Below are 13,840 nucleotides of genomic sequence, written 5' to 3'. Positions count from 1 at the left end.
CACCCTGACTCTTGAGCAGCAGGGTGGGCTGGAATACCCTGATGACCAGGCCGCAGAAGTACCGCGACGTCACGAGGTTCCTCCGCTCGAAAGGGTGGAACCGCACCCGGCAGAGAGGGAGCCACGAGACGTGGAGCCCCGCCGAGGGCGGGGCGACCGTCACCCTCGTGCAGCACCGGGGCGAGGTCTCGCCCGGCGTCGTCCGCCAGCTGCAGGCGGTCTTCGCGGACACCCCGAGCGATTGGAACCGACCATGACGAGCGGACCCCGGGTCCTCGCGGCCCGCGCCTACCGGGACGGCACTCCCTGGTGGACCATCGAGATCCCCGAGCTGACCTCGACCGCGCCGAACGGCGTCGAGATCGTCGCGACCGGAGGCGCGGTCTCGACCCGCGGCATCCCGGCCGCCGCCCGCGAGCTCGCCGCGGTGCACCTCGACGTCGGCATCGCCGAGGTGGACGTGCGGGTGAGCGTCGAGGCTCCGCCCGAGGTCCTCGCGATCTGGGACGAGGGCGCCCGCGCCGAGGAGGCGGCCCGCGCCGCCCTGCGGCACGCCGGCGCGCTCCGCCGCGAGGCCGTCCGCACCCTCCGCGCCGACGGCTACACCGTCGAGGCCGTCGCGGCCGCCCTGCGGATCAGCCCCGCCCGCGTCTCGCAGCTCGCGGCCACCCCCGATGCGGGGGGCGCCCTCGCAGACACTGCCTGACGAGCCGCGCAACGAAGGCCGAGCGCCCGGGATCGCCCGCGAACGCGCGGATCCGGTCGTCCGGCGTTCGTTCCGCGGACGACTCCGCGCGCACCGGCGCGCACACGCCGCGCAGCCCGTCCGGGGCCCGCAGATGTCGGACGTGTAAACGGTTCCAGACGGCGACCGGGGGGCGTATACGATACCCGGTGTCCGCGCGGACGGCCTGTCGACGGCGGAGCCCACCGCACCCGTGCCCCGACCAGAGGTCCTCCCCGCTGTGACTGCTTCACCGACGCGCCCCGACGCCTCCGCCCTCGGCCGGGCGAAGGCGCTGCTCTTCGACCTCGACGGGGTGCTCACCCCCACCGCCGACGTGCACATGCAGGCCTGGGCCCGTCTCTTCGCGCCGTACCTCGAGTCGCGCGGCACCGCCGAGGGCTACACCGACGCCGACTACTTCCGATACATCGACGGCCGCCCCCGCTACGACGGCGTCCGCGCGCTGCTCGCCTCGCGCGGCATCACCCTCCCCGAGGGCTCGCCGAGCGACGACCCCGCCCTCGAGACCGTCTGCGGACTCGGCAACCGCAAGAACGACGCCTTCAACCAGACCCTCGCCGAGAACGGCGTCGCCCCGTACCCCGGCTCGCTCGCCCTGGTCGACGCCGCGATCGCCGCGGGCGTCGAGGTGGCCGTCGTCACCTCCTCCCGCAACGGCGTGCCGGTGCTCGAGGCCGCGGGGATCCGCGACCGCTTCGAGGTCGTCGTCGACGGCCTCCTCGCCGCCCGCGACGCGATCGCCGGCAAGCCCGCGCCGGACACCTACCTGCACGCCGCGCAGCTGCTCGGGCTGACCGCGGCCGAGTGCGTGGTCGTCGAGGACGCCCACTCCGGAGTCGCCGCCGGCCGCGCGGGCGCCTTCGGCCTCGTCGTCGGCGTCGACCGCGGCGTCGGCCGCGACACCCTCCTCGAGCACGGCGCCGACATCGTCGTCGACGACCTGGCCGAGCTGCTCCCCTTCCTCCCCTCCGCCCCCGCCCCCGAGGACGCCGCATGAACCCCATCACCTCCGACCCGCTCGACCGCAACCGGTTCCCGGTCGACGAGTGGTCGCTGATCGAGACCGAGTTCGCCACTGAGCTGCAGGGGCGCACCGAGACGCTGTTCGCGACCGGCAACGGCTACCTGGGCCTGCGCGGCAACGTCGAGGAGGGCCGCGACGGCTACGCCTACGGCACCTTCATCAACGGCTTCCACGAGACCTGGCCCATCCGGCATGCGGAGGAGGCGTTCGGCTTCGCCCGCGTCGGCCAGACCATCGTCAACGTGCCGGACGCGAAGATCATCCGCCTCTACGTCGACGACGAGCCGTTCGTGCTGAGCGAGGCCGACGTCCTCGCCTACACGCGCCGCCTCGACTTCGCGAACGGCGTGCTCACCCGCGAGCTGGAGTGGCGCACCCCCTCGGGCAAGCGCGTGCTGATCCGCTCGCGCCGCCTGGTCTCCTTCACCGACCGCCACCTCGCGATCCTCGACTACGAGGTCGAGATGCTCGACCACGACGCCTCGGTGCTGATCTCGAGTCAGATCCTCAACCGCCAGGACGGCGTCGACGAGTACCACGCGCCCTCGGGCAGCGAGGCCGCCGGCTTCGACCCGCGCAAGGCCGAGTCGTTCGAGGACCGCGTGCTGCAGCCGCAGCTCAAGCGGGTCAGCGGCACGCGCTATCTGCTCGGCTACCGCACCACCAACTCCCGGATGACCGTCGCCTGCGGTGCCGAGCACGTGCTCGAGACCGAGAACGAGTGGGACCAGACCTCCCAGATCGACGACGACCTCGCCAAGCACGTCTACCGGGTGAAGGCGAAGGCCGGCGTCCCGGTGCGCCTGGTGAAGACGCTGACCTACCACACCTCCCGCGGCGTCCCCGTGCGCGAGCTCGCCGACCGCTGCGACCGCACGCTCGACCGCGCCCGCGAGACCCCGGTGGAGGAGCAGTTCGTCAAGCAGCGCGAGTGGCTCGACGACTTCTGGACCCGCTCCGACGTGCAGATCGACGGCCAGCCCGCGATCCAGCAGGCCACCCGCTGGAACCTCTTCCAGCTCGCCCAGTCCACCGCCCGCACGGACGGCGGCGGCGTCGCGGCCAAGGGCGTCTCGGGCTCCGGCTACGGCGGCCACTACTTCTGGGACACCGAGGTCTACGTCCTCCCGTTCCTCAGCTACACGGCGCCGCTCGTGGCCCGGAACGCCCTGCGCTTCCGTCAGAACATGCTCGAGGCGGCCCGCTCGCGCGCGGCCGAGCTCAACCAGCGCGGCGCGCTCTTCCCCTGGCGCACCATCAACGGCCAGGAGTCGTCGGCGTACTACGCCGCCGGCACCGCGCAGTACCACATCGACGCCGACATCTCCTATGCGCTGATGCAGTACGTGGGCGCGACCGGCGACGACGACTTCCTCGCCCGCGGCGCGATCGACATCCTGGTCGAGACCGCGCGGATGTGGGCCGACCTGGGCTTCTGGCGCAGCAACGGCGACGACCACTTCCACATCCACGGCGTCACCGGGCCGGACGAGTACACGACCGTCGTCAATGACAACCTGTACACGAACGTGATGGCCCGCTCGAACCTGCGCGCGGCCGCCCGCGCCGTCGAGCTGCTGAAGGCCGTCGAGCCGTCGGCCTACGAGCGGATGGTCGCCCGCCTGCTGCTGGACGAGGACGAGGTCATCGAGTGGGCCCGCGCGGCCGACAAGATGCACATCCCCTTCGACGCGCGCGCCGGCATCCACCCGCAGGACGCGGCGTTCCTCGAGAAGGAGCTGTGGGACCTCGAGAACACCCCGGCGTCCAAGCGGCCGCTGCTGCTGCACTTCCACCCGCTGGTGATCTACCGCTTCCAGGTGCTCAAGCAGGCCGACGTCGTGCTCGCGCTCCTGCTGCAGGGCAACGAGTTCACGGCGGAGCAGAAGCGCGCCGACTTCGAGTACTACGACGCGCTGACCACCGGCGACTCGACGCTCTCGGCGGTCGTGCAGTCGATCATCGCGGCCGAGGTCGGCTACAGCGAGCTGTCCCGGCACTACTTCCTCTCGGCGCTGTTCGTCGACCTCGCCGACCTGCACCGCAACACCGCCGACGGCATCCACGTCGCCTCGACCGGCGGCGTCTGGTCCGCCCTGGTCTACGGCTTCGGCGGGATGCGCGACCACGGCGGGCGGATCACGCTCGACCCGCGCCTCCCCGACGACTGGGACCGCCTGACCTTCCGCATCGCGCTGCACGGCACGCGGGTGCGGGTCGAGGTGACCCAGGAGGCGGTGCTGCTGACCGTCGAGGACGGCGACGCCGCGGCGATCACCGTCCGCGGCGAGCGCGTGCACGTCGAGTCCGGCAACCCGGTCCGCGTCGGCCTCGGCCACCAGGGCCCCCGCCTCACCGGAGCGCCGACCACCTCCGACATCGAGGGCACTCGCCGCTCGGACGGCACCGTGATCACCGCCTCTATCCCCACCATCTCGATGACCCCGGAGCCCGAGGTGCTGACGGGTCCGTAGCCCCTCCTCGCGATGAAGCGGCTGCGCCGCACTCCGCCGCCGAGAGAGCAGTTCGCCCAAGGGGCGCGCTTCATGCTGATCGAGTAGCCCGCGCAGCGGGCGTATCGAGATCCACCACCGCATGCACGCGGGGTCTCGATACGCCCCTTCGGGGCTACTCGACCAGCATGCTGCGCAGCGCGCAGCACGCAGCACGCAGCACGCAGCACGCAGCACGCATCGCGCCTCCCGTGTCGCCCGCCCGCACCCAGCGCCGCCCGACGCGCCTCCGCGGAGCCGCCCCGCCGGCCGCTGCTAGCGTCGCCCGATGGTCATGAGCAGTACTCGGTTTCCCTCGGCGGCGCAGTCGACCGTCGCGGTCGTCAGCGACTACGCGCTCGACTACACCGGCGGCGCGCAGACGGCGATGGTCGCGGAGTGCCGGAGCCTCGTGGAGGCGGGCGTCCGCGTCCTGCTGGTCGTCCCCCGCTCCGCCACGACGCTGCCGCTCGACGGCATCGACGTCCGCCCGATCCCGGCGCCCCGGATCCCGGTCGCGCAGCTGCCGGTCGTCCGCGACTCCCGTCGCACCCGGGCCCTGCTCGAGCGGCTGCTCCGCGACGAGGGGGTCGGCGCCGTCCACGTCCACTCCGAGTTCGGACTCGCGGTCGCCGCACTGGACGTCGCCGCGGCGCTCTCGCTCCCCTCGGTCGCCACCGTGCACACCTTCTTCTGGCGCGGGGTGCCCGGTCGCGCCGGCCGCCTGCTGGCGCCGGTCGCCGCGGCCTACGTCGCCGCCGTGACCGGCCGCCGCCCGCGCCCGCGACGCGGCGGCGACGACCGCCTCGGCGAGCTCCTCCGCGACGTCACCCGGAGCGCCGCCGCCCGGGCCGATCTCGTGATCTCCCCCTCGGCCCACCAGGCCGAGGCGCTCCGTCGCGCCGGCCTGCCGCGGGTGGCGGTGCTGCCCAACACCGTGATCCCCCGGGAACGCGGCGCCGGCGACGTCGCGCCGGACGGCTCCGGTCCGCTCCGCCTGCTCTGGGTCGGCCGGTGCGCACCGGAGAAGCGGCTCGTCCCCTTCGTCGAGGCCTGCCTCGCGGTCCTCGCCCGCGACCCGGACGCCCTCCGCGTCGAGATCATCGGCACCGGTCCCTCGCTCGCCCCCGCGGTCCGGCTCGCGGGGGGTTCTCCGGCCGTCGTGTTCCGCGGCTTCGTCGAGAACCGCCTCATCGGCGACGCCGTCCGCCGCTCCGACCTCGTCGCCCTGACCTCGTCCGGCTTCGACAATCAGCCGATGGTCGTGGTCGAGGCGCTGCAGGGCGGCCGCGGAGTCCTCTACGTCGACCCGGCCCTCACGGAGGGCCTCGACGGCCCGGGACTTCTCGCGCCCGTCGAGCCGACCGCCTTCGCCGAGTACCTGGAGCGGCTCTGCCGCGACCGCGCCCCGGTCCACGCGGCGGCCGCGGCGGCCCGGGACGCCTTCACCGATTTCGCGCCCGAGGCGCACGCCGCGGCCGTCCTCGCGCTCTACGGCGCAGCGCGCGAGATCGCAGGTCTGCGCGCCGCGCGGGAGTAGCGCGGCCGGGCGTCAGGCCGTGGCGACCAGCGCGCGCACCGCGGAGGTGAAGAACGCGAGCCCGTCCACGCCCGAGCGCATCGCGGCCGGGGTGTCCGGGCCGAAGCCCGGCTCGACCGCGTGCTCGGGGTGCGGCATCAGGCCGACGACGTTGCCGCGCGCGTTCGCGACTCCGGCGATGTCGTTCATCGAGCCGTTCGGGTTGGCGCCGAGGTAGCGGAAGACCACGCGGCCCTCGCCCTCGAGCTCCGCGAGCGTCTCGGCCGAGGCGATGTAGCCGCCCTCGCCGTTCTTCAGCGGGATGGTGATCTCCTGGCCGGCCTCGAAGTCGCTGGTCCAGACGGTGGCGGCGTTCTCGACGACGAGCCGCTGGTCGCGGCAGACGAAGGAGCCGACGTCGTTGCGGATCAGGCCGCCGGGCAGCAGGTGCGCCTCGGTCAGCATCTGGAAGCCGTTGCAGATGCCGAGGACGGGGGTTCCGGCGTTCGCCGCGTCGATCACCTCGCGCATGATCGGCGAGTGCGAGGCGATCGCGCCGCAGCGCAGGTAGTCGCCGTAGGAGAAGCCGCCGGGCAGCACGATCGCGTCGACGCCGTCGAGGTCGTGATCGCCGTGCCAGAGGGCCACCGGCTCCGCGCCGGCGAAGCGGACCGCGCGCTGGGCGTCGCGGTCGTCGAGCGAACCGGGGAAGGTGATGACGCCGATCCGCATGATCACGCCTCCGGGTAGTGGATGCCGACGACGTCCTCGATCACCGAGTTCGACAGCATGTCGTCCGCCAGGGCGGCGATCGAGGCGCGGACCTCGTCGGTCACCTCGTCGACGGTGATCTCGAAGCGCTTGCCCACCCGCACGCCCGTGACGGCGGAGTGGCCCAGGCGCGAGAGCGCGCCGGCGACGGCCTTCCCCTGCGGATCGAGCAGCTCGGCCTTGGGCATGACTTCAACGACGATCGTGGGCACCGTGTTCTCCGGAGTCTCGAGGGGCTGTGCGGATCTCCGCGCGCCCATCGTACCCGCCCGGCTTTCCGGCGATCCGTCCCGGGATCGCCCGTCTCGGCGGGCCTTCCGCTCAGGCCGCCGCGGTCACCCGCAGGGTGTTCGCCCACGGGTCCTCGAAGGACAGCGTCCGCCCGTCGTCCGCGGTGGCGACCTTCGCGCTGCGCAGGCGCTCGCCGAGCGCGCCCAGATCGTCCGCCGCCGGCACGACGATCTCGACCTGCCCCAGCCCGAGCGCGAGCTGCCGCCGCCCGGCGCCGAGCGAGTTCCAGGTGTTCATCGCCATGTGGTGGTGGTAGCCGCCGGCCGAGACGAACAGCGCCTGCCCGCCGTAGGCGATCGTCGTCTCGAAGCCGAGCCGGTCGACGTAGAACTCCTTCGCCGTCGCGACGTCGCCGACGCTCAGGTGCACGTGGCCGACCGAGGCGCCGCCGAGCCGCGGCTGCGCGATCGCCTCCTCGGTCAGGTGCTCGCGGAGGAACGCGTTCGGGTCGAGGAAGAGCGTCGACATCTCGATCCGCCCGTGCGTCCAGGACCACTGGCTGCGGTCGCGATCCCAGTAGAGCTCGACGCCGTTGTGCTCCGGGTCGTCGAAGTAGAACGCCTTGCTCACCAGGTGGTCGGAGCTGCCGGTGAAGGAGCCGGGGTGCCGGGTCGCGACGCTGTGCACGGCGGCGGCGAGCGCCGCCTCCGACTCGAAGAGGATCGCGGTGTGGAACAGGCCGGCGCTGCGCGGGGCCGCGTGCCGCAGCTCCGGCGCGTGCTGGAGGATCACCGCCGGGACGCCGCCGCGGCCGAGCACCGCGACCGAGCCGTCCTGCGAGAGCAGATCGAGCAGGACGGCGTCGCGGTAGTAGGTGACCATCGCGTCGATATCGGCGACGCGCAGGGTGACCGCCCCCATCACGGTGTCGGGGGCGAGCAGGTCGGGGGAGGAGGTGGTCATGCCGGTCATGCTAGGTCCAACTCAGTTGTAGCCACAACTATTTCCTGGCGAGAGGAAGTCGACGGAGGGGGCGCCGCCGGGTTCATAGGATCGCCATAGGCAGCGTCCAGCCCGCGCGATGCGGCGGGTCGTCGAATGGACTCCGGTCGCCGTCAGGGGCGGCCCCGGCCACGAGGACGCATCATGAACGAGTCACCCGAATCCCATGGCGCCGAGCGCGAGCCCGCTGCCACCGCGACGGACCCCACCGGCGCCGAGGAGCGCCAGGCGCTCCGGACCGACGACCGCCGCCGTCGCCGTCGCGCCCTGATCGCCGGCGGTGCCGGGCTCGCCCTGCTGATCGGCGTCACCGCGGGCGGCGTCTCGCTCGCCGGCCGCTCCGAGTCCGCCTCGGCCGCCTCGTCGAGCGCCGCCAGCACCATCGTCTACCCCGGCGGCTCCCGCGGCTCCTTCGGCGGCGGCATCGTCGTGCTGCCCTACTCGGGCGGGTCCTCCTCGGGCGGATCCTCCTCGGGTTACGGCTCCGGCAGCGGGTCGGTGTACGGGTACGGCTCGGGCGGCACCGGCTCGGGGACCTCCGGCTCCACCTCGACGTCCACGGCGACCGACGCCGTCCCCGCGAGCACCGCGCAGACCGCCGGCGTCGTCACGATCACCTCCGACCTCACCTACGAGGGCGCGACCTCCGCCGGCACCGGCGTCATCCTCACCTCCGACGGCATGATCCTCACCAACAACCACGTCGTCGAGGGCTCCACCAGCATCACCGTCACGGTCGAGAGCACCGGGCAGGCCTACACCGCCCGCGTCGTCGGCACCGACAAGACCAACGACGTCGCCGTGCTCCAGCTCGAGAACGCCTCGGGCCTCACCCCGGCGACCCTCGACACCGACGGAGTCGCGGTCGGCGACGCCGTCACCGCCGTCGGAAACGCGAAGGGCACCGGCAACCTGGTCGCCGCGGCCGGCACCGTCGAAGCCCTCGGCCAGAGCATCACCACCGAGGCCGAGACCGGCATCACCGGCGAGAAGCTCACCGGCCTGATCCAGGTCGACGCGGACATCGTCGCGGGCGACTCGGGCGGCCCGCTGGTCGACGCGGCCGGGAAGGTCGTCGGCATCGACACCGCCGCCTCCAGTGGAACCGCGGACATCACCGGCTTCGCCATCCCGATCTCGAAGGCCCTCGACATCGTCGCGACGATCGAGGCGGGCGCCGACACGTCGACCGTCGCGATCGGCTACCCGGCCTTCCTCGGCGTCTCGCTGCCGTCCGGCACGACGGCGGGCACCGCCTCCGGAGCCGTCTCGGGCGCGAGCACCTCGTCGGGCGCCGTCATCGCCGGCGTGATCGAGGGCACCCCCGCTGCCGCCGCCGGTCTCGTCGCGGGCGACGTCGTCACCGCGGTCGACGGCTCGGCCGTCACCTCGGGCGACGCCCTCTCCGCGGACCTCGCCCAGCGCGAGCCCGGCGAGTCGGTCACCCTCACCTGGACCACCGCCGCCGGCACCTCGCAGTCCGCGACCGTCACCCTCGTCGAGGGCCCGGTCGCCTAGGAGCGGTCCGCTTCGCGGGCTCGTCCATCAGCGAGAAGCATGCTGGTCGAGTAGCCGCGGAGCGGCGTATCGAGACCCACCGCGCCCAGCAGGGCGGTCTGCAGACGCGCGTGCTGACGCAGGTGGATCTCGATACGCCCTCTGCGCGGGCTACTCGATCAGCATGAAGGCGAGGGACGCGAGCGCACCGCGCATGCTGGTCGAGTAGCCGCGGAGCGGCGTATCGAGACCCGCCCCGCCAGCACGCGCACGCGGCGCCGGCACACCCACCGCGACGCGCCGTTGTTTTGAACTATTCAACACAACTCGGTAGCCTTGTCCTCATGACGATGACGGACGACCGGCTGAGAGCCTCCGGGCTCAAGGCCACCGCGACCCGACGGGCCGTCCTGCAGGCGCTCGAGGGCCACCCGCACTCCGACGTCGATCAGATCCTCGCGCGGGTGTGCGTCGACCTGCCCGACGCCTCGGCCCAGGCCGTGTACGGCGTCCTCGCCGCCTTCACCGAGGCCGGCCTCACCCGCCGCATCGAGCCGGAGGGCCACGCCCGCCGCTTCGAGCTCCGGGTCGGCGACAACCACCACCACGTCGTCTGCCGCAGCTGCGGCGCCGTCGCCGACGTGGACTGCGTCGTCGGCCAGGCGCCCTGCCTGCATCCGTCGTCGTCGAGCGGCTTCGCCATCGACACGGCCGACATCACGTTCTGGGGCACCTGCCCCGACTGCCTGGCGCAGGCCGAGACCCGGCCGGCGCCCGCCATCACCGCCGCGGAGGGCGAGACAGCGCTCCGCCGACAGGAGGACTCATGACCGAGGAACGATTCACGACGACCGATGCCGGAGCCCCCGTCGCCAGCGACGAGCACTCGCTCAGCGTCGGAGCCGACGGCCCCATCGCGCTCCACGACCACTACCTCCTCGAGAAGCTCGCGCAGTTCAACCGCGAGCGCATCCCGGAGCGCGTCGTCCACGCCAAGGGCGGCGGCGCCTTCGGCCGCTTCGTCACCACCGGCGACGTCAGCGCGTACACCCGCGCCGCGCTGTTCCAGCCCGGGGTCGAGACCGAGATGCTCGCCCGCTTCTCCACCGTCGCCGGCGAGCAGGGCTCGCCCGACACCTGGCGCGACCCGCGCGGCTTCGCGCTGAAGTTCTACACGAGCGAGGGCAACTACGACCTCGTCGGCAACAACACCCCGGTGTTCTTCCTCCGCGACGGCATCAAGTTCCCCGACTTCATCCGCTCGCAGAAGCGCCTTCCCGGCACCCACCTCCGCGACCACGACATGCAGTGGGACTTCTGGACCCTCTCGCCCGAGTCGGCGCACCAGGTCACCTGGCTGATGGGTGACCGCGGTCTGCCGAGCTCGTGGCGGCACATGGACGGCTTCGGCTCGCACACCTACCAGTGGGTCAACGCCGCCGGCGAGCGCTTCTGGGTGAAGTACCACTTCAAGACGAACCAGGGCATCGAGATCCTCAGCCAGGAGCAGGCCGACCAGATCGCCGGCGAGGACGCGGACTTCCACATCCGCGACCTGTCCGCTGCGATCGACCGCGGCGACCACCCCTCGTGGACCCTCTCCGTCCAGGTCATGCCGTACGCCGACGCCGAGTCCTACCGGTTCAACCCGTTCGACCTCACCAAGGTCTGGCCGCACGCGGACTACCCCCTGATCGAGGTCGGCACGATGACCCTCGACCGCAACCCGGAGAACTACTTCGCGCAGATCGAGCAGGCGACCTTCGCCCCCTCGAACTTCGTGCCCGGGATCGAGGCCAGCCCCGACAAGATGCTCCTCGCGCGCATCTTCAGCTACGCCGATGCGCACCGCTACCGCGTGGGCACCAACCACGCGCAGCTGCCGGTCAACGCCGCGAAGTCGCCGGTGCACTCGTACTCGAAGGACGGCGCGATGCGCTTCGACTTCCAGCGCTCCGAGGTGCCCGTCTACGCGCCGAACACGATGGGCGGCGCGCACGCCGACCCCGCCCGCGCGGCGGAGGGCCCCGGCTGGGAGACAGACGGCGCGCTCACGCGGGCCGCGGCGACCCTGCACCCCGAGGACGACGACTTCGGCCAGGCCGGCACGCTCTACCGCGACGTCCTCGACGACGACGCCAAGGCGCGACTGGTCGCGAACATCGCCGGCCACGTCTCCAAGGTGACCCGCCCGGAGCTGCGCCAGCGCGTGCTCCAGTACTGGGCGAACGTGGACAGCTCGCTGTCGCAGCGCGTCGCCGAGGCCCTCGAGCCCTCCGCCCCCGGCGCGGACGTCTCGCCGGAAGAGGTCGGCATCCACGCCTGACCCCCTGGTGCGCGGTACCGGCTGATCCCGGTGCCGCGCACCTCCGCCCGGTCCCCCGGACCGAGCGCCCCCGAGCAGCGGGCGGCGCGGGCTGTCGCATGCGGCCCCGCGCCGTCCGCTTCCCCGTCCGACGGGCGTCACCCCTCGGTGCGACGGCGTCATCCCGGGAAACCGAGGCGTCGCTGCCAGTCGGCGAGCACCTCCCCGGTGACGTCGAAGAGCTCGCTCCCCCGGTGCGGAGCATCGATCTCGGTGCTCGTCACGCGCACCCCGTTCGGCAGGATCTCCACGATCGCGGCGCCCGATGCGGCGATCGACCGCTCGTGCTGCGGCCCGGCGAGGACGTCGGTCCGATTCGCGGCACCGGGAGCGACCACCACTGGAGCCGGGTGGGTCGTGTCGACGAAGGCGTGGTGCCAGTGCCCGGCGAGCACCGCCAGGAGCGTCGATCCCTCGACCGCCTCCCAGAAGTCGTGCGGATTCGCGAGTCCCATCCCCCGGTGCAGCGGGGTCACCGCCTCGATCGGCGGGTGGTGCAGCACCACGACGGTCGGCGTCTCCGAGTCCTCGGCCACTCGATTCCGCAGCCACGCCAGCGTCGGCTCGGCGAGGAGTCCCCAGGACGCTCCGCCCGGAACGGAGGAGTCGAGCACGAGGATCCGCACCCCGCGCACGACGACCTCGGTGTTCCAGGCCCCGTCGGAGCCGAAGCCCTCGCGGTCGTCGTGATTGCCGAGGGCGAGCACGAGCGCGGCATCCCGCTCGGCGCACCACTCCTCGAGCCTCGCGCGCAGAACCCGGTAGGACTCGGCATCGCCGTCATCGCTCAGGTCGCCGGACACCACGACGGCGTCGAGGTCGGCGACGGCGGAGTGGGCGGCGAGCACCGCGTCGAGTGCGGCGCGCGGATCGACGACGCGGTTGTAGCGGGCGGCGGGGTCGGCGAGCAGGTGCGTGTCCGAGAGGTGCAGGATCCGCACGGCACGGGGAGCGGCCTCCTCGAGGATCGCGTCGGCCCGCGCTCCCGCCGCCTCGATCCGCTCCGCGTTCCGCTCGTCGGGCCCGTCGGTCCAGGCGATCGCCTCCTCGAGGGTCTTGCCGAAGCGGAGGTGCCGCGCGACCAGTCGCCGCCGGCGCAGGGTCGGCTCGACCCGCAGGTGCAGCGTCAGATCGAGGAGGCCGGCGACCTCACCCCAGCCGTCGTCCTCGAGCAGCAGGTAGTTGCCCTCGACCAGGACGACGGTCCGCTCACCCACGGGGAGGGCGAGCGAGTCCGGCACCGGCTCCTCGATCGCGCGATCGAAGGAGGCGACCCGCACGGTGTCGCCCGGCTGCGCGGTCCGCAGACTCTGCAAGGCCCCGAGGAATCCAACGGCATCGAAGGTGTCCGGCGCTCCCATCCGCTCACGTCGGCCGAGTTCGCGCAGCCGCTGCTGGGGCAGGTGGTACCCGTCGAGCGGGAGGGCGAGCGCGCCGGGAAGGCGAGCACGCAGCCGCTCGGCGATCGTGGACTTGCCGGCGCCCGGTGATCCGGTGACTCCCACCAGCAGGAGACGCCGGTCCGACGCCGCCGTGCGGATCACGGCGACAGCCTCCTCGAGGGAGGCGAGCACGGGTCGGGGCTGGTCGGGGAGAGGCATGGGCCCATTGTGGCCAGCAGTGCCGGGGCGGCGGAGGGCCGACCACGCGGTCGGTGGAGAGTCCGGACATCCGCGCCCTGGGGAGGACCCCCAGCGCGACACGCCCGGGATGAGCGGTTTCGGGGGCCCGGTTTGACAGTGCCGGGATCGGGCCGTAACTTATTCCAAGTCGCCACACAGGCCGCAGGGAAACGGAAGAACAGGGCTCCTCAGGGAGCGCGGTTCAACGTCCCGGCCTCATTCGGCACCATCCACTCGGCAAGCCAGTCCTTCGGGTCACGTCTGCCGCGCGGATGTAAAGCCTTCGCAGGATCCCTCGGATCCAGCAACTTCGCCGCCCGGCGACGGACTCAGGTCCGGAACCGAGCAACGTCGGAGCGCCTACGAGCGCAACGGCATCGCGAAGAAGCCGGATTTGACACGGCCTGCGGATGTGCTAAGTTAGTCAAAGTGCCACGGCGGCTGAGAGAACAACATCTCCAGCTTAGCGAAGTCTTCCGACTAAGGCAACATCTTCGATCACTTCCGTTGTGAAGCACCTCTTCAGGTGTGGAGGCGGGATGTGTCCGATTCTTGAGAACTCAACAGCG

Annotated in this window: 12 protein-coding genes; 8 read left to right on the top strand and 4 right to left on the bottom strand. The window is 72.5% G+C overall.

Going from position 1 to position 13,840, the window contains the following annotated elements:
• Positions 1-41: 41 nt before the first annotated feature.
• From MT353_RS16580 to MT353_RS16560, 5 genes are all read left to right on the top strand, one after another.
• Positions 42-257 carry a type II toxin-antitoxin system HicA family toxin gene (locus MT353_RS16580; RefSeq protein ID WP_243599309.1) on the top strand — a complete coding sequence of 72 codons (216 nt, stop codon included), beginning with the start codon at positions 42-44 and terminating at the stop codon, positions 255-257.
• Positions 254-706 (top strand): hypothetical protein, encoded by a 453-nt coding sequence (locus tag MT353_RS16575; protein ID WP_243599308.1) that lies wholly within the window; start codon positions 254-256, stop codon positions 704-706. Before MT353_RS16580 ends, MT353_RS16575 begins: the two co-directional genes overlap by 4 nt.
• Before the next feature lie 259 nt (positions 707-965).
• Complete coding sequence (locus tag MT353_RS16570) at positions 966-1,745, top strand: beta-phosphoglucomutase family hydrolase (RefSeq protein WP_308197534.1); 780 nt, start codon at positions 966-968, stop codon at positions 1,743-1,745.
• Positions 1,742-4,246, top strand: a complete 2,505-nt coding sequence (locus tag MT353_RS16565; RefSeq protein ID WP_243625354.1) for a glycoside hydrolase family 65 protein — start codon at positions 1,742-1,744, stop codon at positions 4,244-4,246. The genes MT353_RS16570 and MT353_RS16565 overlap by 4 nt, the downstream gene beginning before the upstream one ends.
• A gap of 313 nt (positions 4,247-4,559) precedes the next feature.
• Positions 4,560-5,804, top strand: coding sequence for a glycosyltransferase family 4 protein (locus tag MT353_RS16560; RefSeq protein ID WP_243625353.1), 1,245 nt, complete (start codon positions 4,560-4,562; stop codon positions 5,802-5,804).
• Between the two features lie 12 nt (positions 5,805-5,816).
• Here the strand turns inward: MT353_RS16560 and purQ are convergent, their stop codons facing one another.
• From purQ to MT353_RS16545, 3 genes are all read right to left on the bottom strand, one after another.
• Entirely contained in the window at positions 5,817-6,515 is a 699-nt protein-coding gene (purQ, locus tag MT353_RS16555) for a phosphoribosylformylglycinamidine synthase subunit PurQ (RefSeq protein ID WP_123447083.1), read from the bottom strand.
• A gap of 2 nt (positions 6,516-6,517) precedes the next feature.
• Positions 6,518-6,766 (bottom strand): phosphoribosylformylglycinamidine synthase subunit PurS, encoded by a 249-nt coding sequence (purS, locus tag MT353_RS16550; RefSeq protein ID WP_123447082.1) that lies wholly within the window; start codon positions 6,764-6,766, stop codon positions 6,518-6,520.
• A gap of 109 nt (positions 6,767-6,875) precedes the next feature.
• Positions 6,876-7,748 carry a VOC family protein gene (locus MT353_RS16545; RefSeq protein WP_374204650.1) on the bottom strand — a complete coding sequence of 291 codons (873 nt, stop codon included), beginning with the start codon at positions 7,746-7,748 and terminating at the stop codon, positions 6,876-6,878.
• 183 nt (positions 7,749-7,931) lie between these two features.
• Between MT353_RS16545 and MT353_RS16540 the strand changes: the two genes are divergently transcribed.
• The 3 genes from MT353_RS16540 to MT353_RS16530 all read left to right on the top strand — a co-directional run bounded on the left by MT353_RS16540 (position 7,932) and on the right by MT353_RS16530 (position 11,610).
• Complete coding sequence (locus MT353_RS16540) at positions 7,932-9,305, top strand: S1C family serine protease (protein ID WP_243625352.1); 1,374 nt, start codon at positions 7,932-7,934, stop codon at positions 9,303-9,305.
• Positions 9,306-9,628: 323 nt separating this feature from the next.
• A complete protein-coding gene (locus MT353_RS16535; RefSeq protein WP_243625351.1) occupies positions 9,629-10,114 on the top strand; it encodes a Fur family transcriptional regulator in 486 nt (161 codons plus the stop codon).
• Positions 10,111-11,610, top strand: coding sequence for a catalase (locus MT353_RS16530; RefSeq protein ID WP_123447080.1), 1,500 nt, complete (start codon positions 10,111-10,113; stop codon positions 11,608-11,610). The genes MT353_RS16535 and MT353_RS16530 overlap by 4 nt, the downstream gene beginning before the upstream one ends.
• A 158-nt stretch (positions 11,611-11,768) precedes the next feature.
• Here the strand turns inward: MT353_RS16530 and MT353_RS16525 are convergent, their stop codons facing one another.
• Positions 11,769-13,250 carry a metallophosphoesterase gene (locus tag MT353_RS16525; protein ID WP_243625350.1) on the bottom strand — a complete coding sequence of 494 codons (1,482 nt, stop codon included), beginning with the start codon at positions 13,248-13,250 and terminating at the stop codon, positions 11,769-11,771.
• Positions 13,251-13,840: the final 590 nt, after the last annotated feature.

The sequence above is a fragment of the Rathayibacter sp. VKM Ac-2927 genome, assembly GCF_022815525.1.
Classification (GTDB): domain Bacteria; phylum Actinomycetota; class Actinomycetes; order Actinomycetales; family Microbacteriaceae; genus Rathayibacter; species Rathayibacter festucae.
This window is presented reverse-complemented; position numbering and strand designations above follow the sequence as displayed.